Consider the following 19,417-nt stretch of genomic DNA (forward strand, 5'->3'; position numbering starts at 1 on the left):
CGAACCGCTGACGCTGCCGCCGCGCCGGTGGCAGCAGTTCTCGGTGGCGGTTCTCGTCGGAGCACTCGCCGGCTGGCCGATCGCGATCGGCGGCCTCTTCACCCTCGGGCAGGAGCGGGCGCTGCTCATCGGGAACCTGCTCGCGTTCGCCTTCGCGCTGCGAGGGTCGGTGCGGCTCGTGCTCGAGAAGCGGCAGTTCATCACGCCGACCGCTCAGGAGCTGACGTTCCGCGCACAGGGAAAGCTGAGATTCCTTCCGGGACAGTACCTCGAACTGGATGTGCCGCACGCCCGACCGGATGCCCGCGGAACCCGCCGTGAGTTCAGCATCGTCTCGGCCCCGGCAGACCTCCCGACGCTCCGCATCGCCTATAAGGACGGCGATCAGAAGCATCCGTCGAGCTACAAGCGCGCACTGGCTGCAGCGGAACCGGGCTCAGCTCTCGCCGTGACGGGCACGTGGGGCGACTTCCTCCTCCCGCGTTCGGAGACGCCCGTCCTGATGGTCGCCGCAGGCATCGGCGTGACGCCGTTCGTGTCGCAGCTGCGGCAACTCCAGCTCACGGAGCAGCAGCGTGACATCGTGCTGGTCTATGTGGCCTCCGACAGCTCGGAGCTGGCGTTCCGAGACGAGCTGGCCGCCACCGGCGCGCGCGTCATCGTCTTCACGCGCGATGAGCCTGCGAACCTTCCGACGCACTGGACCTGGGCGCAGGGCGCGCGCCTCGACGCCGCAGGCCTCGAGCGTCACGTTCCCGACATCGGCGAGCGGCACTCGTACATCTCCGGTCCTCCGCGGCTCATCGCCGACCTCGCTCCCGCGCTGCAGAAGGCCCGCTCCCTCACGACAGACGCCTTCGCCGGATACTGAGCCGGGGTTCCGCTCGGCGTGCGTCTACTCCGAGGCATGTCCTGCGGGGTCAAAAACGCACCGGGATCGCCTGCTTCCGATGTTCTTTTGACCCCGCAGCCTTTGGGGACGGGACGTCAGTCGGTGGATGCAGTGGCCGGGCTCAGGGGGAGTCGCACCGTGAACGTCGTGTCGCCGGGTTGGCTGGCGACGGTGAGGTGGCCGCCGTGGCCCTCGACGATCGCTTTCGCGATGGCCAGCCCGAGGCCGGTGCCGCCGGTCTGCCGAGCGCGGGAGCTGTCGCCACGCGCGAACCGGGCGAAGAGCTCATCTCGCACGCCGGGGTCGATACCGGGCCCGTCGTCGTGCACCCGCAACACGGCCTCATCACCTTCGCGACTCACGCTGAGCGTGATCGAGGTGCCCGCGGGGGTGTGCGTCCGCGCGTTGGCGAGAAGGTTCGCGACGACCTGGTGCATCCGTCCGGCGTCGCCGACGATGACGATGGGCTCATCAGGAGCCTCGATGTTCCAGTGATGGTCTGCCGCAGTCGGGCGTGCGTCGGAGAGGCCCTCGAGCGCGAGCTGGGTCAGGTCGACGGTGCCGTAGACCAGCTCCCGTCCCTCGTCGAGACGGGCGAGCAGCAGCAGGTCCTCGACGAGGCGCGTCATGCGCAGCGACTGAGCCTGGATGCGCTCGAGCGACGTGGTGGTGCTCTCGACGGCCGCCTCGCCACCCTGTTGCTTCAACGCGCGCAGCGAGAGCTCGGAGTACCCGCGGATAGACGACAGCGGAGTGCGCAGCTCGTGGCTCGCGTCGGCGACGAACCGGCGCATCCGCTCCTCGTTCTTCTGACGCGAGGCGAGGGAGTCGTTGACGTGGTCGAGAAGCTTGTTCAGAGACGAGCCGACCAGGCCGGTCTCCGTGCGCGGATCGGCCTCCGATGCGGGAACGCGCTCGGTGATCTGCACTTCACCTCGGTCCAGGGGCTGATTCGCCACCCGGGTTGCCGTCGCCGCGACCGCACGCAATGGTCTCAGCCCCACGCGGATGGTGATCGCCGTGGTGAGCGCCAACAGGATGAGGCCTCCGATCGTCGCCAGGGCGATCACTGTGAGCAGAGTCGTCAGCTGATTCTGGATCTCGGTGCGGGGGAGTCCGGTGACGACGTTGACACCGTTGGGCGCCTGCTTCGCGAAGACCATGTACGAGCCGAAGTCGTCGATGGTGACTGTCGCACTGGGCTGGCCGCCGAGTGCCGCGTCGATACGATCGAGGTCTTCGCTGGTCAGCTTCTGCGGAACGCCGCCCCATTCGTCTTTGGTGTCGGGGAAGAGCACTCCGCTGGTTCCGCCCTCCGTGCTGGACACCGCCAGCAGGAGTCCTGGGACGCGGGCGTCGTTGATCTCGAGGATGTTGTCCATGTTCGCGAACTGCGCGGGCACCCGGCTGACCCACTGTGTCACCGTATTCGAGTAACTGTGCAGGCGATCCTCGAGCTGTCTCTCCAGTGTGCTGCCGAGCAGAGCGCTGGTGATCACGGCGACGATCACGAGGATGAGCGAGACGAACCCGATCACGGCTGTCATCAGCCGTGTCTGCAGACTCATCGGTCGCCGAGCCATCCCCGTCAGGCTCACTGGGGTGCCTTGATCATGTAGCCGACACCTCGCACCGTGTGCAGCAGCGGGGTGCGCCCGGCGTCGATCTTCTTGCGAAGGTACGAGATGTACAGCTCGACGACCGACGACTTGCCGCCGAAGTCGTAGCTCCACACCCGGTCGAGGATCTGGGCCTTCGACAGCACTCGTCGCTCGTTGCGCATCAGATAGCGGAGCAGCTCGAACTCGGTCGCGGTCAGCTCGATCTCGGTGCCGTCGCGGACGACCTCGTGGCTGTCCTCGTTGAGGGTGAGGTCGGCGACGCGGAGGATCGACTGGCCATCGTCGGCCGTCGCGTGTCCGGTGCGGCGGATGATCGCGCGCAGTCGGGCGATCACCTCTTCCAGGCTGAACGGCTTCGTGACGTAGTCGTCACCACCGGCGGTGAGGCCGGCGACCCGGTCGCCGACGGCATCCTTCGCAGTGAGGAAGAGCACCGGCACGAGGCTGCCGGATTCGCGAAGGCGCCGCAGCACGGCCATGCCGTCGAGGTCGGGCATCATGATGTCGAGCACGAGCGCGTCGGGTTCGAATTCGCGCGCGACCTGCAGCGCCTCCAGGCCGGATGATGCGGTGCGCACCTCCCAGCCCTCCATCCGCAGGGCCATCGCGAGGAGATCGGTGAGCATCTGCTCATCGTCGACGGCGAGGATGCGCAGGGGGGAGCCGTCGGGGCGGCGCAGTTCGGGGAGATCGGAGCTCATGAGTACATTCTGCGGAATCACCTATGGGGTTTCTATGGAGAGCGCTATGCGTGGGCTGTGAGATCCGCCGGCCATAGTCTTCTCATCACTCCTCCCTCGAACTCGCAAAAGTCCGCTCCCTAGCGTCATCATCGGCCCGCGAACGGCGCGGCGGAAGGAGACACATGTACGGGACATATCTGCGGCGCGAGTTGGCAGGCCGCAAGAGACAGACGATGATCGTCGCGATCGGGCTCGCCATCGCGATCGCCCTGGTCATCGTCGTCAACGCGCTCACCGCGGGAGTGCGCGATGCGCAGGCCCAGGCACTGGAGTCGGTCTACGGCGTCGGAACCGACCTCACGGTCACCGGGGCCGCGGCTGAGCCGGGGGAGGGCGGTGGTCAGCGCTTCGACTTCGGATCGGAGGACGGAGCCACCGAAGGCGACACGACGACGTTGAGTCAGTCGACCCTGATGACGGACTTCATGCGCGGAACTCTCGACGCGACCGTGCTCGACACGGTGACGGCGACGGACGGCGTGACGGCGGCATCCGCTGCGCTCAGCCTCACGAACTCGACCTTCTCGGGTGAGCTGCCCAGCGGCGGCTTCGGAGCGCAGGACGGAACCGCTGAGGGCGCCGCTCCCACCGAGGGCGACGCACCGCCCCAGGGCGGCGCCGGTGGCGGCTCCTTCGGCGTCGAGTCGTTCACGGTGCTCGGCATCGATCCGGCCGTGACGTCGGTGGGTCCGCTCGCCTCGGTCGAGATCAGCGACGGCCGCGCTCTCGACAGCGATGATGCGGGTGCGCTCGTCGCCCTCGTCGACGTCACCTACGCGAGCACGAACGAGATCGCCGTCGGTGACACGATCGACGTCGCCGGTTCCGATGTCGAGATCGTCGGCATCGTGGCATCCACCTCCGACTCCGCCGACACCGCGGCCAACGTCTACCTGCCCCTCGACACGGCCCAGGAGCTCTCGGGCGCCGGAGACGTCGTCTCGACCGTCTACGTGCAGGCCGAGTCGGCGGCGTCCATCGACGCTGTGCAGACGGCACTCGCCGACGAGCTTCCCGATGCCACCGTCACGTCGCAGTCCGAGCTCGCATCGACCGTCTCAGGGTCGCTGTCGAGCGCGACCTCGCTGATCACGAACCTCGGCACCTGGCTGTCGATCATCGTGCTCGCGGTCGCCGTGCTGCTCTCGGTGCTGCTGACGCTGTCGGGCGTCTCACGTCGCACGAGAGAGTTCGGCACCCTCAAAGCGATCGGCTGGTCCAACGGCCGTGTCGTGCGCCAGGTCGCGGGCGAGTCGATGGTGCAGGGACTCATCGGCGGCGCCGTAGGCCTGGTGCTCGGCATCACCGGGATCGTCGTCATCAACCTCGTGAAGCCGACGGTCGCCGCTGCTGCCGCGGGCACTGCCGAAGGCGGCCCCGGGGGAACGGGTGGCAGACCCATCGGAGGTGGCGGCATGTTCCAGACGCAACAGGGGGCCGACATCGTGCTGCAGGCCCCCTTCACCCCCTGGGTGCTGGTCGCGGCCGTCGGTCTCGCCGTGCTCGGTGGCCTCGTGGCCGGAGCGTTCGGCGGATGGCGGGCGGCGCGACTGAGCCCTGCCGAAGCACTGCGTTCCGTCGCCTGACGGTTCACGAGACATCACAGACAGAGTTCACGAGACATCACAGACAGAGGAGAGACATCATGACCATCGCAGACATCGCCCCCGCGGCGAACGGGACGGATGCCGCGGCGCCGATATACCGCGCGCAGGGCGTCACTCGCACCTACCGGCAGAAGGCAAGGACGGTGAAGGCGCTGACCGGTGTCGATCTCACCATCGACCCCGGCGAGTTCGTCACGATCCAGGGGCCCACTGGAGGAGGCAAATCGACGCTGCTGCAACTGCTGGGAGCGCTCGACAAGCCGTCTTCGGGGTCGCTGAAGCTCGGCGACATCGAGCTCGCCTCCGCATCCGCTCGTGAGCTCACTCGCATCCGGGCCGAGGAGATCGGCTTCGTCTTCCAGGGATTCAACCTCATCCCGACCCTCACGGCTGCCGAGAACGTGAACATGGCGCTCGAGCCTGCCTCGCTGAGCCGCGCCGAGCGATCGGCCCGCGTGGCGCAGGCGCTCGCTCACGTCGGCCTCGACGACCGTGGTGACCACCTGCCGACCGAGCTCTCGGGCGGTCAGCAGCAGCGCGTGGCTATCGCCAGGGCGATCGTGAAGCGGCCTCGGGTGCTGCTGGCCGATGAACCGACCGGCAACCTCGACGAGAGCATGCGAGACGAGATCCTCACGCTGCTCGAGGGACTGTGCGCCGAGGGGATCACCATGATCGTCGTCACGCACGACTCGGCGGTGGCTCGCCGGGCGACGAGGCGGCTGCGGCTCGCGAAGGGGACGGTGCAGGACATCACCAGGTGAGACATGACGAAGGCCCCGGCGACACTCGCCGGGGCCTTCGTCATGCGTCAGAGAGCGCTCAGTGCGTGTCTTCGGCTTCGATCTCGGTGCGGTCGCCCGACCACTGCGTGTGGAACGTGCCCGGCTTGTCGATGCGCTTGTAGGTGTGCGCACCGAAGAAGTCGCGCTGTCCCTGCACGAGGGCGGCCGGGAGGCGGTCGGCGCGGATGCCGTCGTAGTACGACAGCGACGACGAGAACGCCGGAGCGGGGATGCCGGCCTGAGCCGCCGCGACCACGACGCGACGCCACGGCGCCTGCGCGCGCGTGATCGCCTCGGTGAAGTAGGGAGCCGTCAGCAGCACGGGCAGGCCGGGCTCTGCGGCGTAGGCGTCAGCGATGCGGTTGAGGAACTGCGCACGGATGATGCAGCCGCCGCGCCAGATCTTGCTGATCGCACCGAGGTCGATGTTCCAGCCGTACTCTGCCGCGCCCGCGCGGATCTCGTCGAAGCCCTGCGAGTAGGCGACGATCTTCGAGGCGTAGAGCGCGAGACGCACGTCCTCGATGAACGCGGCCTCGTCGGCGACGGTGAACGCGTCGTCAGGGCCGGGAAGAGAGCCTGCGACCTCGCGCTGCTCGGGGTGCGAGGACAGCGATCGGGCGAAGGTGGCCTCGGCGATACCCGACACCGGCACGCCGAGCGAGAGGGCGGTCTGCACGGTCCATGCACCGGTGCCCTTGGCCCCGGCCTGGTCGAGGATCACGTCGACGAGCGGCTTGCCGGTCTCGGCATCCACCTGGCGCAGCACCTCTGCGGTGATCTCGATCAGGTACGACTCGAGCTCGCCCTTGTTCCACTCGGCGAAGATCTCGGCGATCTCGGCGGGGGACTTGCCCGTGCCGCGACGGATGAGGTCGTAGGCCTCGGCGATCAGCTGCATGTCGGCGTACTCGATGCCGTTGTGCACCATCTTGACGAAGTGGCCCGCGCCGTCGTGGCCGACGTGCGTGACGCACGGCTCGCCCTCGGCGATCGCGGCGATCGACTTGAGGATCGGGCCGAGGGTGATCCAGGACTCGTCCGAGCCGCCGGGCATGATCGACGGGCCCGTGAGCGCGCCCTCTTCGCCGCCCGAGATGCCGGCGCCGACGAAGTTGATGCCCGTCTCGCGGACGGCCTTCTCGCGGCGGATCGTGTCGGGGAAGTACGCGTTGCCGCCGTCGACGATGATGTCGCCCGGCTCGAAGACCTCGACGAGCGAGTCGATCACGGCGTCGGTCGGGCCGCCGGCCTTGACCATGATGATCGCCGTGCGCGGCTTCTGCAGCGAGTCGGCGAACTCCTGGTACGTCTTGGCCGGGATGAAGCCGGCCTCAGGGTGCTCGGAGACGAGCGTCTCGGTCTTCTCGTAGCTGCGGTTGAAGATCGCCACCGTGTTGCCCTCGCGGCTGGCGAGGTTGCGGGCGAGGTTCGAACCCATGACGGCGAGTCCGACGACTCCGATGTTCGCTGATGCTTCGGGCACAGATGGCTCCTAGATCGAGAAGAAGGGGATGCTCCCAGATTATCGCGGCGTCCGGGGTGGTGTTCCCGTGTGACGGGTGGTGTCGGACGCGAGGAGGTCAGTCCTTGCGGTACCCCGAGCGCCCGAGCGAGAACAGAGCCGCGAAGGTGAAGCCTGCGGCGCACACGGTCATCGCGCCGATGAGCCAGGCGATCGCGTGGGAGAAGAAGACGCCGTCGAGCATGTGGGAACTCCATGTTCTGCAGAGAGGGGATCGGTGTTCTCAGCCTATCGGCTCATCCGGTACCATGAGAGGAGTACCTCGGCGAGGGATGCTTCTGCGCGTGCGCTGGCATCCGTTATCGACGCGGCGAAGCAAGCCGGTGGCTTTCCTCACGTGTCTGCGTTCGAGAACAATTCCAAGACCACCGCGTAGCTGTCGCTGCGTGCCCCGAAGGAGAACCCCATGTCCGAAGACACCAAGGTCAAGGCCGAGCTCCGCGAGAGCTTCGGCAAGGGCTTCGCCCGTCGTCTGCGCGCCGCAGGCAAGATCCCCGCCGTCATCTACGGTCACGGCACCGACCCCGTGCACGTCGCACTGCCCGGCCACCAGGTCTCGCTGATCATCCGCCGCGCGAACGCGCTGCTCGAGCTCGACATCGACGGCAAGGACCAGCTCGCCCTCGTCAAGGATGTCCAGCGCGACCCGGTGCACCAGATCATCGAGCACATCGACCTGCTGGTCGTTCGCAAGGGCGAGAAGGTCACGATCGACGTTCCCGTCATCGTCACCGGAGAGCCGGCTCCCGGCACGATCGTCAACCAGGACGCGAACACGATCTCTATCGAGGCCGAGGCCACGCACCTGCCGCAGAACGTCGAGGTCTCGGTCGAGGGTCTCGAAGAGGGCGCGCACATCACCGCCGCCGACGTCACGCTCCCCAAGGGCTCGACGCTGCTGACCGACCCCGAGGTGCTCGTCGTCGCGATCGCGATCCCGGCCGAGGAGTCGCTCGGTGAGGACGAGGCCGGAGCCGACGAGGCTTCCGCCGAGGAGGCTCCCGCCGCGGAGTGATCTCCGCAGGCGCAGCGCACAGCTGACTGCATCACAGAGGGGGCGCGAGCAGATCGCGCCCCCTCTGTCGTATCCTGACCCGGGCACCGCGAAGGGCCCGCATGCGAGAGGACGATCACATGGCATCCACCTGGCTCGTGGTGGGGCTCGGCAACCCCGGCCCGCGATACGAGGCCACGCGCCACAACATCGGCCAGATGGTCGTCGACGAGCTCGCCTCGCGCCGTGGCGAGAGCTTTCGCGAGCACAAGGGCGGGGCGCGTGTCGTCGAGACCTGGGTGCGTCCGGGCGGTGACAAGCTCGTGCTCGCCAAGCCCAACACGTTCATGAACGTCTCCGGCACTCCGGTGGCGGCTCTCGCTCGCTTCTACTCGGTGCCGCCGGAGCAGGTCATCGTCGTCCACGACGAACTCGACATCCCCTTCGACACCGTCAAGCTCAAGATCGGCGGAGGCCACGGCGGACACAACGGGGTGCGCGACATCGCCCGCGCCCTCACCACGCCGGAGTTCCCGCGGGTGCGCGTCGGCATCGGTCGCCCGGTGGGCCGACAGGACCCCGCCGATTGGGTGCTCTCGCCGTTCAGCAAAGACGAGCGCGCGAATCTGCCGATTCTCGTGTCAGACGGGGCGGACGCGGTCGAGCTGCTCGTCGAGGAGGGCCTGCTCTCCGCGCAGCAGAAGCACCACGCGCCACGCTGATCCGAACGAGGTGCGGTCGTCGCACCGCTTCGTTACGGCAGGAAGCCGGTCGCGGTGCCGGTCGACAGGGTGACCAGCAGGACGACCCAGAAGATGATCGGGCCGAGCACCGCGACGACGAGTGCAGTGATGCCCGCGCCGCGCGCCTGCTTCTTGCGAATCGCGATGATGCCGATGACGATGGCGGCGATGCCGAGGATCGTCCCGGTCCAGAACGAGATCTCCGCCCACAGCACCTGGTCACGCGCGGGCGAGAGGACCGACAGGAAGTCGGGATCGGTCGTGTCGAGACCGCCCGGGAGACGACGACCGATATCGAAGCCTGCGACTCCGGCGACGATCGGCGTGACGACAGTGGCCACGATCGCCAGGATCAGCGCCAGGATGCCCATCAGCCCGGACTTCTTCTCCCCGGTGATCGGCGCCTGATACGCGCCTGCGGGCGCCGTGTAGCCACCGACCGGAACCTGGTAGGCGCCGGGAGGAGCTGCCTGGTAGGTCGGTGCGCCGAGCTGCTGACCCGCGGGATGCAGGTACACGGGGGCGCCCGTCGGTGCCGGGTATGCGGGTGCGGGCAGACCGGCGGAGAACGGCTGGGTCGGGGCGGCGGGAGCGGGGAAGGCCTGTTCGCTGTGTGCGGCGGGAGCCGCGGGGGGTGCGCCCTGGTAGACGGGAGGCGCGCCCTGGTGCGCGGGCGGAGCCGGAGGCGTCGAGTACGAAGGCGGTGCGGGCGGCGCCGGCGTCGAGATCTGCGGCGCCGGTGACGAGACGGGCGATGCGAACTGCGGCTGCTCCTCGTCCGACCGGGGCACGGGAGGCACAGGGGGGACGGCACCGGACGGGGGCTGCTGCGGATCAGTCACGCCCCCATCCTATGGCTGTCGAGGTCAGACGCGACGAAGCAGTCCGACCCGGTCGTAGACCGCTCCGAGGGTCGCGTCGGCGACGGCATCCGCGCGCGCGGCGTTCTGCGCGAGGATCCGATCGAGCTCGGCCGGGTCATCGAGAAGTTCGAGTGCACGAGCACGCACGGGTTCGAACTCGTTCACGACCACTTCGGCGAGCCCCTTCTTGAAGTCGCCGTAGCCGCGGCCCGCATACTCGTCTTCGATCGAGGGAACCTGTCGTCCTGAGAGCGCCGCGTAGATGGTCAGCAGATTCGATACGCCGGGCTTGCTCTCGCGATCGAAGCGGACCGAGCCTTCGTTGTCGGTCACCGCGCGCATGATCTTCTTCGCCGACTTCGCCGGGTCGTCGAGCATCCACAGCACGCCTGCGTCGCTCTCTGCCGACTTCGACATCTTCGACGTCGGGTTCTGGAGGTCGTAGATGCGCGCCGTGTCCTTCTGGATCACGGGTCGGGGCACGACGAACGTCTCTCCGAACCGCGAATTGAAGCGCTCGGCCAGGTCTCGCGTGAGCTCGACGTGCTGCTTCTGGTCATCGCCGACAGGCACGACGTCGGTCTGGTAGAGCAGGATGTCGGCGGCCATCAGCACCGGGTAGGTGAACAGGCCGACGCTCGTCGCGTCGGCGCCGTAGCGCGCTGACTTGTCTTTGAACTGGGTCATGCGGCCGGCTTCACCGAAACCCGTGATCGTCGAGAGGATCCAGGCGAGCTCCGCGTGCGCGCGGACGTGCGACTGCACATACAGCGTCGACAGCGAGGGCTCGATGCCCGCGGCGATGTACTGGGCGGCGGTCCGGCGGGTCTTCTCACGCAGCTCCGCGGGGTCCTGTGCGACCGTGAGCGCGTGCAGGTCGACAACGGAGAAATACGCGTCGTACGAGCTCTGCAGGTCCCGCCACTGCAGGAGCGCTCCGATGTAGTTGCCGATCTGCAGAGAGTCGGCGGAGGGCTGCATTCCTGAGTAGAGGCGAGGTTTCGTCACGGTATCAATCCTATGGGGGTGGTGGTGGTCCGCGAGCCGGCGGGGGAGACTCGCTCCATGACGACTGCTCCGGATGCCGCCGGCGCCGACGAGGAACGCGGCGATGGCGTCTCTCGCATCATCGGAGTCGTGCTCACGGTGCTGTTCGGCGCACCGTTCGTCCTGCTCGCGTGGGTGGCGCTGAGCAGCCGGTTCGGATGGACGAGAGGCGACCCGCATGGCTATGGGATCATCTTCGGCACGTTCCTCGCGCTCATCGCCGGCATCCTCGTCGCGATCGCGGTGCCGCTCGTGTTCCCTCGCGCACTCCGGGGCACGGCCTACCTGTGGAGCATGCTCGGATACCTCGCGGTCGCGGCCGCACTGGTCGTCGCTCTCGTCACGGCCTGATCGCACCCGGACCGAGACCCGGACCGAAACCGCGACCCGGACAGCAGGCAGTCGGTGCGCGAGAGGTCAGTAGCTGTAGTCGACCACGACCGGAGCGTGGTCGCTCCAGCGCTGGTCGTACGCGGCCGCGCGGGCGACGTGATAGGCCGTGACCCGCTCGGCGAGCGCGGGAGTCGCGAGGTGGTAGTCGATGCGCCACCCCGAATCGTTGTCGAATGCCTGACCGCGCATCGACCACCACGTGTACGGCCCGTCGACCTCACCGTGGAACACGCGCCCGACGTCGACCCAGCCGAGACCGGTGCCGGTCGAGCCGTCTGCGGACTCGACCGTCTCGCCCGCCGCTCCGAGGAACCGGTCGAAGTACGCGCGCTCGCGGGGGAGGAAACCGGCCTTCTTGCGGTTGCCCCGCCAGTTCTTGATGTCGAGTTCGCGATGGCCGACGTTCAGGTCACCGGTCACGAGAGCGAGCGCGCCGTCATCATCGCCGAGGTCCGCGAGACGCACACCGAACGCATCGAGGAACTTCCACTTCTCCTCCTGTTTCGGAGTGTCGGCCTCGCCGCTGTGCACGTAGGCGCTGACCACCGTGAGCGGGCGGTCTCCGATGAGGAAATCAGCTTCGATCCAGCGTCCCTTCGAATCGAAGTCGTCGTCGCCGAACTCGGTGCGGGAGGCGATGGCCGGCACGCGGCTCGCGATCGCCACTCCGGCGCGTCCCTTGGCCGTGGCCTCGTCGTGCACGAACGTCCATCCGGGAAGCGCGGCCTCGAGGTGCTCGTCCTGCCCGCGGACCTCCTGCAGCGTCAGGATGTCGACGTCGGCCGCATCGAGCCAGCTGCTCATACCGTTGCGAGCCGCCGCTCGGATCCCGTTGACATTGACCGAAGCGATACGCAGATGAGGCATGCTCACCAGCCTAACGAGGGCCGCCGACATCCTTCGACGGACGCTGCAGATCGGCCAGCAGACGCTGGGCGAAGGCGGAGCTCGCATCGACGGGCGGGGGAGCAGAGGCCTCCAGGTCGGCGAGCTCCTGCTCCGTCGCATGCACGGCCCTGGCGGCGGCCCAGGCGCGGTACCACGGAGCCGTCTCGCGAGCCTCGTGCGCCTCGCGCACGCGGATGCGGGCTGCTGCCACCAGGGTCTGGTGTTCAGCCGCCCGCCGCTCCGCGTCGGACTGAGCCAGCAGCGGCAGGTCACGATCCTTCGCCGCGACGGCGATCCACGAGGAGGCGACCAGCATCACCACGCCGTTCACCCTGAACCACAGCAGCAGACCGATGAAGATCGCGAACGTGGCGAGCAGCGGATTCGTCGGCGTGTAGCTCAGCAGGAATCCCGCGCCGAACTGGAGGATCGTCATCGCCCCGCCGCCGAGGAGCGCGCCCGGCCAGATCGTGCTCCAGTGCAGGGATGTGCCGGTGAGGAAGCGCACCATCGCCGCGAGTGCGCCCGACAGCAGCGCGAAGGACACGAGCACGGTGCCGATCCGGATGCTGGTGAGGCCGTCGAGGGCGGATCCCCATCCCAGCAGGCTCAAGATCCAGCTCATCGCGACCGCGCTGGCGGAGCTGAGCAGTGAACCGGCGATCAGCGACGCTCCGAAGATCAGCGCGGCGAGCAGATCCCTCGCCTTCAGGATGACGTAGCTGCGACGGTCGGGCGGCAGGCCGAAGATGTCGCGCGTCGCGCGTCGCGAGAACGTCACCCAGCCGATGGCCGTCCAGATCACGGTTCCGAGCGCGATCAGACCGGTGATGCTGAGCAGCCCGGTCGTGCTCGCAGCGATCTCCTGCACCTGCTGCGGGGTGAACACCCCGCCCTCGTCCTGGATCAGGTTGGGGATGTAGCTGTTGATGATGTCGATCATGCCGTCGACCGCTTCGGTGCTGCCTCCGAGCCAGAGACCGGCGATGGCGAAGGCGAGATAGATCGCCGCGAAGATCGCGAACAGCGCCTGGTAGCTCACGCCCGCTGCGAGGAGGAACCCGTTGTGCTGCAGGAAGTGACGCCACACGCGCACGGGGAACAGCCCGAGCGTGCGCTGGGTCAGTGCGGTGGCCCGTTCGACGGCCGCGTCGAGGCGGCGGGGCTCGCTCTCGGCGCCAGCAGGATCAGACACATCCTCACCCTATCCACACAGAGAGAACGGGCGGACTCCGTGAAGGAGCCCGCCCGTCGTCGTCAGCGCGCGAGAGTCAGGGACGACCGCGAAGCACTGCCTGCTTGACCTCGGCGATGGCCTTGGTGACCTCGATGCCGCGGGGGCAGGCCTCGGAGCAGTTGAAGGTCGTGCGGCAGCGCCAGACGCCTTCCTTGTCGTTGAGGATGTCGAGACGGACCGCAGCGTTGTCGTCGCGGGAGTCGAAGATGAAGCGGTGCGCGTTCACGATCGCCGCGGGTCCGAAGTACTGACCGTCGGTCCAGAAGACGGGGCACGACGAGGTGCACGCGGCGCAGAGGATGCACTTGGTCGTGTCGTCGAAGATCTCGCGATCCGCGATCGACTGGACCCGCTCCTTGCCCTTCTCCGGCACGGAGTTCGCGACGAGGAACGGCTGCACCTCGCGGTACGACGCGAAGAACGGCTCCATGTCGACGACGAGGTCCTTCTCGAGCGGCAGGCCCTTGATCGCCTCGACGTAGATCGGCTTCGAGATGTCGAGGTCCTTGATCAGCGTCTTGCACGCCAGGCGGTTGCGACCGTTGATGCGCATCGCGTCAGAGCCGCAGATGCCGTGGGCGCACGAGCGGCGGAACGTGAGCGAGCCGTCGACCTCCCACTTGATCTTGTGCAGGGCGTCGAGGACGCGGTCGGTCGAGTACAGCTCCACGTCGTAGTCGACCCAGTGCGGCTCGGAGTCGATCTCGGGGTCGAATCGACGGATGTTGAACGTGACGATGAACGACTGGATGCCCGTGTCCTGCGTCGTGTCTGCGGGAGCTTCGGCGATGGCGTTCGACATGCTCAGTACTTCCTCTCCATCGGCGGGTAGTTCAACTCGCCCTGCTCGTTCTTCGTGAACACGACCGGCTTCCAGTCGAGCTTGATGTGATCGCTCGGAGTGGAGGAGTGCGGATCGCCCGTGAGATAGGCCATCGTGTGCTGCATGTACTTCTCGTCGTTGCGGGTGGGGAAGTCGTCGCGCATGTGGCCGCCCCGGCTCTCCTCACGGTTCTGCGCGGCATAGACGACGACCTCGGCGATGTCGAGCAGGAAACCCAGCTCGACGGCCTCGAGCAGGTCGGTGTTGAACCGCTTGCCCTTGTCGTCGACGTGCACGTTCATGTAGCGGTCGCGCAGTTCCTTGATGACGCCGAGCACGTGCTCGAGCGACTCGTGCGTGCGGAAGACCTGCGCGCCCTTGTCCATCTCGTCCTGCAGCGCCTTGCGGAGCACGGCGATGCGCTCGGTGCCCTGGTTGTTGCGCAGGCCCTCGAGCATCCCGGAGACGAACCCGGCGGGGTTCTCCGGAAGCGGCACGAATTCGGCGGTCTTGACGTACTCCACCGCATTGCGGCCTGCGCGCTTGCCGAACACGTTGATGTCGAGCAGCGAGTTGGTGCCGAGACGGTTGGCGCCGTGCACCGAGACGCAGGCGCACTCGCCCGCGGCGTAGAGACCCGGGACGACGGTGGTGTTGTCGGCGAGAACCTCTGCGTCGTTGTTCGTGGGGATGCCGCCCATCGCGTAGTGGGCCGTCGGCATCACCGGCACGGGCTCGACGACCGGGTCGACACCCAGGTACGTGCGGGCGAACTCGGTGATGTCGGGCAGCTTGGTCTCGAGAACCTCGGCACCCAGGTGAGTGCAGTCCAGCAGCACGTAGTCCTTGTGAGGACCGGCGCCGCGGCCTTCGGCCACCTCCTGCACCATGCAGCGGGCGACGATGTCGCGCGGTGCGAGGTCCTTGATCGTCGGTGCGTAGCGCTCCATGAAGCGCTCGCCCGAGGCGTTGCGCAGAATGGCTCCCTCGCCGCGGGCGCCCTCGGTGAGGAGGATGCCGAGTCCGGCCAGTCCGGTCGGGTGGAACTGGAAGAACTCGAGGTCCTCGAGGGGGAGGCCCTTTCGCCAGACGATGCCGACACCGTCACCCGTGAGGGTGTGCGCGTTCGAGGTCGTCTTGAAGATCTTGCCGAAGCCGCCGGTCGCGAAGATCACGGCCTTGGCCTGGAACACGTGCAGCTCACCGGTCGAGAGGTCGTATGCGACGACGCCCGAGATCTGGGTCTTGCCGTCGGCGTCCTTCACCGTGAGCAGGTCGAGGACGTAGAACTCGTTGAAGAAGTTGATGCCGAGCTTGACGCAGTTCTGGAACAGCGTCTGCAGGATCATGTGACCGGTGCGGTCGGCGGCGTAGCATGCGCGGCGCACCGGGGTCTTGCCGTGCTCGGCGGTGTGGCCGCCGAATCGACGCTGGTCGATCTTGCCCTCGGGCGTGCGGTTGAAGGGGAGACCCATGTTCTCGAGGTCGATGACCGCGTCGATCGCCTCTTTGGCGAGGATCTCCGCAGCATCCTGGTCGACCAGGTAGTCGCCGCCCTTGACGGTGTCGAAGGTGTGCCACTCCCAGCTGTCCTCCTCGACGTTCGCGAGCGCAGCCGCCATGCCGCCCTGCGCCGCACCGGTGTGCGACCGCGTCGGGTAGAGCTTGGAGATGACCGCGGTCTTCGCGCCGGAGCCTGCCTCGATGGCCGCTCGCATGCCGGCGCCGCCGGCGCCCACGATCACGATGTCGAACTGGTGGTAGTGCACGCCGTCGCGCACGACGGAATCCTGGGTCTCGGTAGTCACTTCTCGTATGCCTTCTCTTCTACTTGCCCAGCGTCTGGCACTGTTCCCACAGTGTGCTCGACTCGGTCACGCCGAGGCACGGGTCGAACGTGAAGACGACCAGGGTGCCGAGGATGATGAGCAGGGCTGCGGCCAGGCCGAGGGCCCAGATCAGCGCCTTGCGAGCGGTGTTGTTCGTCACGTAGTCATTGACGATCGTGCGCATGCCGTTGGCGCCGTGGATCAGCGCGAGCCAGAGCATGAGGACGTCCCACCACTGCCAGAACGGCGTGGCGAACTTTCCGGCGATGAACGCGAAGTCCAGGGCGTGGATGCCCTCGCCGACCATCAGGTTGATGAACAGGTGCCCGAAGATGAGCACGACGAGCACGAGGCCGGAGGCGCGCATGAAGAGCCAGCCCCACTTCTCGAGGTTGAATCCGCGCTGACGGCGGACAGGGGCTGCGACGGTCTGAGCGGTCATCAGTGTCCTCCTCCGAAGCCGGCGAACGCGAGCATCAGGTGACGAGGCACGAAGCCCGCCATGATGATGCCCCACACAAGAAGCACGCCCCAGAACAGCTGGCGCTGGTACTTGGCACCCTTGGACCAGAAGTCGACGGCGATGATGCGGAGGCCGTTCATCGCGTGGAACACGATGCCTGCCACCAGCACGACCTCGCCGAGCGCCATGATCGGGTTCTTGTACGTGCCGATGACGGCGTTGTACGCCTCGGGGGAGACCCTGATGAGTGCAGTGTCGAGCACATGCACCAACAGGAAGAAGAAGATGGCGACTCCGGTGATGCGGTGAAGCACCCACGACCACATGCCTTCGCGACCCCGGTAGAGGGTGCCGCGTGGCGTCTTGGAAGTGGTTTCCGAAATCGACGGTGTCAAGCGAGCGCTTGTGGACACGGTCGTCCTCCCTGGATCGAAGTGACTCGGTCGCGTGCAGTGCGTCTTCCAAGCGTGAGCCTGCTGTCATCAGGCACGGCCGATCGGACACCATCCTATTCCCGTGAGACGACTGCGGGCGACGAAGGGGAGCCTAAGTGTCTCGATGTCGAGACTTTCCGTGGAGATACCCTGGCAGGGTGAGCCAACCCATCGAGAACTTCTACGCCGTGATCCCTGCCGGCGGAATCGGCAGCCGACTCTGGCCTCTCTCCCGCGCGGACGCGCCGAAGTTCCTGCACGATCTCACGGGTTCCGGGCACTCTCTGCTGCGCGACACGTGGGACAGGCTGGAGCCGTTGGCCGGGGCCGACCGGATCGCCGTGGTCACCGGCCGGGCCCATCGCGCGGCGGTGGAGGCGGAGCTGCCCGGAATACCGGATCTGAATGTGTTCCTGGAGTCGGAGCCGCGCGAGTCCGCGGCGGCGATCGGGTTGGCGGCCGCAGTCCTGCATCGGAGAGACCCCGACGTGATCATCGGCTCGTTCAGCGCCGACCACGTCATCCGCAGCACGCGTGTGTTCGAGTTCGCCGTCCGCGACGCCGTCGAGGTCGCGCGCGAGGGATACATCTGCACGATCGGCATCTCTCCGACCGAGCCTGCGATCGGCTTCGGCTACATCAAGAGGGGCGCGGAGCTCCTCGTCGAAGGGGCGCGCGAGGCCGCCCTGGTCGAGAGCTTCGTCGAGAAGCCCGACCTCGAGACCGCCAAGGCCTACTTCGCCGACCGCGGCTACCTCTGGAACGCCGGAATGTTCATCGCCAAGGCGAGCGTGCTGCTCGATGAGCTCGCCGCGAACGAGCCGGCCCTGCACGCCGGGCTGCTCGAGCTCGCCGAGGCATGGGACGACCGTGAGCGCCGCGGCCCCGCCGTGGATCGGATCTGGCCCGGGCTGAAGAAGATCGCGATCGACTACGCGGTGGCTGAGCCGGCTGCGCGACGCGGACGCCTCGCGGTCGTGCCCGGGCACTTCGACTGGGACGACGTGGGGGACTTCGCCTCCCTCACCAAGCTCATCAACAACGGGCGGAAGAACGACCTCGCCGTGCTCGGGCCGAAAGCCCGGGTGCTGTCGGATGCTGCCAGCGGGATCCTGGTCAGTCAGACCTCTCGCGTGATCAGCCTGATCGGCGTGAAGGACATCGTGGTGGTCGACACGCCAGACGCTCTGCTCGTCACGACGATAGAACATGCGCAGCGGGTGAAGGGTGTCGTCGAGTCCCTGAAGCTGACGGGGCGGAGCGACGTGCTCTGATGAGCACGCACCGTCGCTCATCGGCTGTCTTGGTTTCAGGTTTGTAACCATTCGCCAGCGCTTCGCCCTCGTGCATGCACAAAAGTCGAAACACTAGGTAACTTTGAGCGATCCGCGAGGGCCGCGGCACCGTTCAGGAGGCATGAGTTGACCATCTCCACCACCAAGAAGCTGCTCGGCGCGACCATCGCCGCTGGCGTCGTCTTCGCACTTGCCGGCTGCGGCCAGGCTCCCACCGAATCGGGCGGCACCGGCGGCGGCGAGGCTGACTCCGACTTCATCCCCTGCCTCGTCTCGGACGCGGGCGGCTGGAACGACAAGTCGTTCAACCAGTCCGCCAAGGAGGGCATGGACCGCGCAGCGGAGACTCTCGGCGTCAAGCCGATCGAGTTCGAGTCCGCCAACGACAACGACTACGCGCCCAACCTCGAGACCGCTGTCTCGGAGGGCTGCTCGCTCATCGTCGCAGTCGGCTTCAAGCTCTCCGCCGCGACCGTCGAGTCCGCTCTCGCCAACCCCGAGATCGACTACGCGATCATCGACGACTATGCCGACAACGACTTCGACGGCACCACCGATGCTCCCAACATCAAGCCCCTCGTCTTCGACACGGCTCAGGCCGCCTACCTCGGTGGCTACGCCGCCGCCGGCTGGTCTGCTGCATCGGGCGTGAACAAGGTCGGCACCTTCGGCGGAATGCAGATCCCGTCGGTCGCCGTGTTCATGGACGGCTTCCAGCTCGGCGTCGAGAAGTACAACGAGGACAAGTCGGGCGCCGTCGAGGTCTTCGGCTGGGACGCCGCCACGCAGAAGGGCTCCTTCACCGGCGGCTTCGACGCGAACGACACCGCCAAGCAGACCGCTCAGGGCGTGCTCGACCAGGGCGTCGACGTGATCCTCCCGGTCGGTGGACCGATCTACCAGAGCGCTGCGGCGGCCATCGCCGACAGCGGCAAGGACACGCTGCTGGTCGGCGTCGACAGCGACCTCGCGGTGGCCGATGAGAGCGTGGCCGATGTCACCCTCTTCTCGATCATGAAGGCCATCGACGTCGCCGTCGAGGACGCGACCGTCGCCGCATCCGAGGGTGACTTCGACCCGGCTCCCTACATCGGCACGCTCGAGAACGAGGGCGTCAAGCTCTCGGGCTTCGGTGCCTTCGAGGGCGACCTGCCCGACGGGCTGCTCGATGAGATCTCGGCTCTGCAGGAGCAGATCATCTCGGGTGACATCACGGTGGAGTCGGAGAACTCCC

Annotated in this window: 20 protein-coding genes; 8 read left to right on the plus strand and 12 right to left on the minus strand. The window is 67.3% G+C overall.

Annotated elements, in window-relative coordinates:
• On the plus strand, positions 1 to 871 hold an 871-nt coding region (locus RU09_RS10390; RefSeq protein ID WP_042540302.1), incomplete at its 5' end, for an FAD-dependent oxidoreductase.
• A gap of 116 nt (positions 872 to 987) precedes the next feature.
• On the opposite strand, the gene RU09_RS10395 is transcribed toward RU09_RS10390, so the two are convergent.
• Both RU09_RS10395 and RU09_RS10400 read right to left on the minus strand, forming a co-directional pair.
• On the minus strand, positions 988 to 2,460 hold the full coding sequence (locus RU09_RS10395) for an ATP-binding protein (RefSeq protein ID WP_156145903.1): 1,473 nt from the start codon (positions 2,458 to 2,460) through the stop codon (positions 988 to 990).
• Positions 2,461 to 2,486: 26 nt separating this feature from the next.
• The gene (locus RU09_RS10400; RefSeq protein ID WP_042540306.1) at positions 2,487 to 3,215 is read right to left on the minus strand and encodes a response regulator transcription factor; all 729 of its coding nucleotides are present in this window, start codon (positions 3,213 to 3,215) and stop codon (positions 2,487 to 2,489) included.
• 164 nt (positions 3,216 to 3,379) lie between these two features.
• Between RU09_RS10400 and RU09_RS10405 the strand changes: the two genes are divergently transcribed.
• Together RU09_RS10405 and RU09_RS10410 are read left to right on the plus strand one after the other, a co-directional pair.
• On the plus strand, positions 3,380 to 4,843 hold the full coding sequence (locus RU09_RS10405; protein ID WP_042540308.1) for an ABC transporter permease: 1,464 nt from the start codon (positions 3,380 to 3,382) through the stop codon (positions 4,841 to 4,843).
• A gap of 59 nt (positions 4,844 to 4,902) precedes the next feature.
• Positions 4,903 to 5,628, plus strand: a complete 726-nt coding sequence (locus RU09_RS10410) for an ABC transporter ATP-binding protein (protein ID WP_082041093.1) — start codon at positions 4,903 to 4,905, stop codon at positions 5,626 to 5,628.
• Between the two features lie 58 nt (positions 5,629 to 5,686).
• Here the strand turns inward: RU09_RS10410 and gndA are convergent, their stop codons facing one another.
• Together gndA and RU09_RS19035 are read right to left on the minus strand one after the other, a co-directional pair.
• On the minus strand, positions 5,687 to 7,135 hold the full coding sequence (gndA, locus tag RU09_RS10415; RefSeq protein WP_042540310.1) for an NADP-dependent phosphogluconate dehydrogenase: 1,449 nt from the start codon (positions 7,133 to 7,135) through the stop codon (positions 5,687 to 5,689).
• Between the two features lie 97 nt (positions 7,136 to 7,232).
• Positions 7,233 to 7,358 carry a hypothetical protein gene (locus RU09_RS19035; protein ID WP_256381367.1) on the minus strand — a complete coding sequence of 42 codons (126 nt, stop codon included), beginning with the start codon at positions 7,356 to 7,358 and terminating at the stop codon, positions 7,233 to 7,235.
• 222 nt (positions 7,359 to 7,580) lie between these two features.
• On the opposite strand from RU09_RS19035, the gene RU09_RS10420 reads away from it, so the two are divergent.
• Together RU09_RS10420 and pth are read left to right on the plus strand one after the other, a co-directional pair.
• Positions 7,581 to 8,189, plus strand: a complete 609-nt coding sequence (locus tag RU09_RS10420) for a 50S ribosomal protein L25/general stress protein Ctc (protein WP_042540311.1) — start codon at positions 7,581 to 7,583, stop codon at positions 8,187 to 8,189.
• Between the two features lie 119 nt (positions 8,190 to 8,308).
• The gene (gene pth, locus RU09_RS10425) at positions 8,309 to 8,890 is read left to right on the plus strand and encodes an aminoacyl-tRNA hydrolase (RefSeq protein ID WP_042540313.1); all 582 of its coding nucleotides are present in this window, start codon (positions 8,309 to 8,311) and stop codon (positions 8,888 to 8,890) included.
• A 32-nt stretch (positions 8,891 to 8,922) separates the two neighbouring features.
• On the opposite strand, the gene RU09_RS18915 is transcribed toward pth, so the two are convergent.
• Together RU09_RS18915 and trpS are read right to left on the minus strand one after the other, a co-directional pair.
• A complete protein-coding gene (locus RU09_RS18915; protein WP_231567509.1) occupies positions 8,923 to 9,753 on the minus strand; it encodes a hypothetical protein in 831 nt (276 codons plus the stop codon).
• A gap of 24 nt (positions 9,754 to 9,777) precedes the next feature.
• Positions 9,778 to 10,782, minus strand: a complete 1,005-nt coding sequence (gene trpS, locus RU09_RS10435; protein ID WP_079113214.1) for a tryptophan--tRNA ligase — start codon at positions 10,780 to 10,782, stop codon at positions 9,778 to 9,780.
• 57 nt (positions 10,783 to 10,839) lie between these two features.
• Between trpS and RU09_RS10440 the strand changes: the two genes are divergently transcribed.
• Positions 10,840 to 11,172: a hypothetical protein gene (locus RU09_RS10440; protein ID WP_042540332.1), complete on the plus strand. Its 333-nt coding sequence runs from the start codon at positions 10,840 to 10,842 to the stop codon at positions 11,170 to 11,172.
• A gap of 66 nt (positions 11,173 to 11,238) precedes the next feature.
• Here the strand turns inward: RU09_RS10440 and RU09_RS10445 are convergent, their stop codons facing one another.
• The 6 genes from RU09_RS10445 to sdhC all read right to left on the minus strand — a co-directional run bounded on the left by RU09_RS10445 (position 11,239) and on the right by sdhC (position 16,867).
• Positions 11,239 to 12,081 carry an exodeoxyribonuclease III gene (locus RU09_RS10445; protein WP_197066003.1) on the minus strand — a complete coding sequence of 281 codons (843 nt, stop codon included), beginning with the start codon at positions 12,079 to 12,081 and terminating at the stop codon, positions 11,239 to 11,241.
• Positions 12,082 to 12,091: 10 nt separating this feature from the next.
• On the minus strand, positions 12,092 to 13,297 hold the full coding sequence (locus tag RU09_RS10450) for a YihY/virulence factor BrkB family protein (RefSeq protein ID WP_042540319.1): 1,206 nt from the start codon (positions 13,295 to 13,297) through the stop codon (positions 12,092 to 12,094).
• Positions 13,298 to 13,373: 76 nt separating this feature from the next.
• Complete coding sequence (locus tag RU09_RS10455; RefSeq protein ID WP_042540321.1) at positions 13,374 to 14,141, minus strand: succinate dehydrogenase iron-sulfur subunit; 768 nt, start codon at positions 14,139 to 14,141, stop codon at positions 13,374 to 13,376.
• A 2-nt stretch (positions 14,142 to 14,143) separates the two neighbouring features.
• The gene (gene sdhA / locus RU09_RS10460) at positions 14,144 to 15,970 is read right to left on the minus strand and encodes a succinate dehydrogenase flavoprotein subunit (protein WP_042540323.1); all 1,827 of its coding nucleotides are present in this window, start codon (positions 15,968 to 15,970) and stop codon (positions 14,144 to 14,146) included.
• A gap of 19 nt (positions 15,971 to 15,989) precedes the next feature.
• Positions 15,990 to 16,433 carry a succinate dehydrogenase hydrophobic membrane anchor subunit gene (locus RU09_RS10465; RefSeq protein WP_042540324.1) on the minus strand — a complete coding sequence of 148 codons (444 nt, stop codon included), beginning with the start codon at positions 16,431 to 16,433 and terminating at the stop codon, positions 15,990 to 15,992.
• Positions 16,433 to 16,867, minus strand: a complete 435-nt coding sequence (sdhC, locus tag RU09_RS10470; protein ID WP_072591539.1) for a succinate dehydrogenase, cytochrome b556 subunit — start codon at positions 16,865 to 16,867, stop codon at positions 16,433 to 16,435. Before sdhC ends, RU09_RS10465 begins: the two co-directional genes overlap by 1 nt.
• Before the next feature lie 179 nt (positions 16,868 to 17,046).
• Between sdhC and RU09_RS10475 the strand changes: the two genes are divergently transcribed.
• Both RU09_RS10475 and RU09_RS10480 read left to right on the plus strand, forming a co-directional pair.
• A complete protein-coding gene (locus tag RU09_RS10475; RefSeq protein ID WP_042540325.1) occupies positions 17,047 to 18,162 on the plus strand; it encodes a mannose-1-phosphate guanylyltransferase in 1,116 nt (371 codons plus the stop codon).
• A gap of 147 nt (positions 18,163 to 18,309) precedes the next feature.
• The coding region (locus RU09_RS10480) for a BMP family lipoprotein (protein ID WP_042540327.1) at positions 18,310 to 19,417 on the plus strand (1,108 nt) is incomplete at its 3' end.

Origin of the sequence: Microbacterium sp. MEJ108Y, assembly GCF_000834175.1 — a bacterium.
In the GTDB taxonomy this organism is placed as follows: Bacteria; Actinomycetota; Actinomycetes; order Actinomycetales; family Microbacteriaceae; genus Microbacterium; species Microbacterium forte.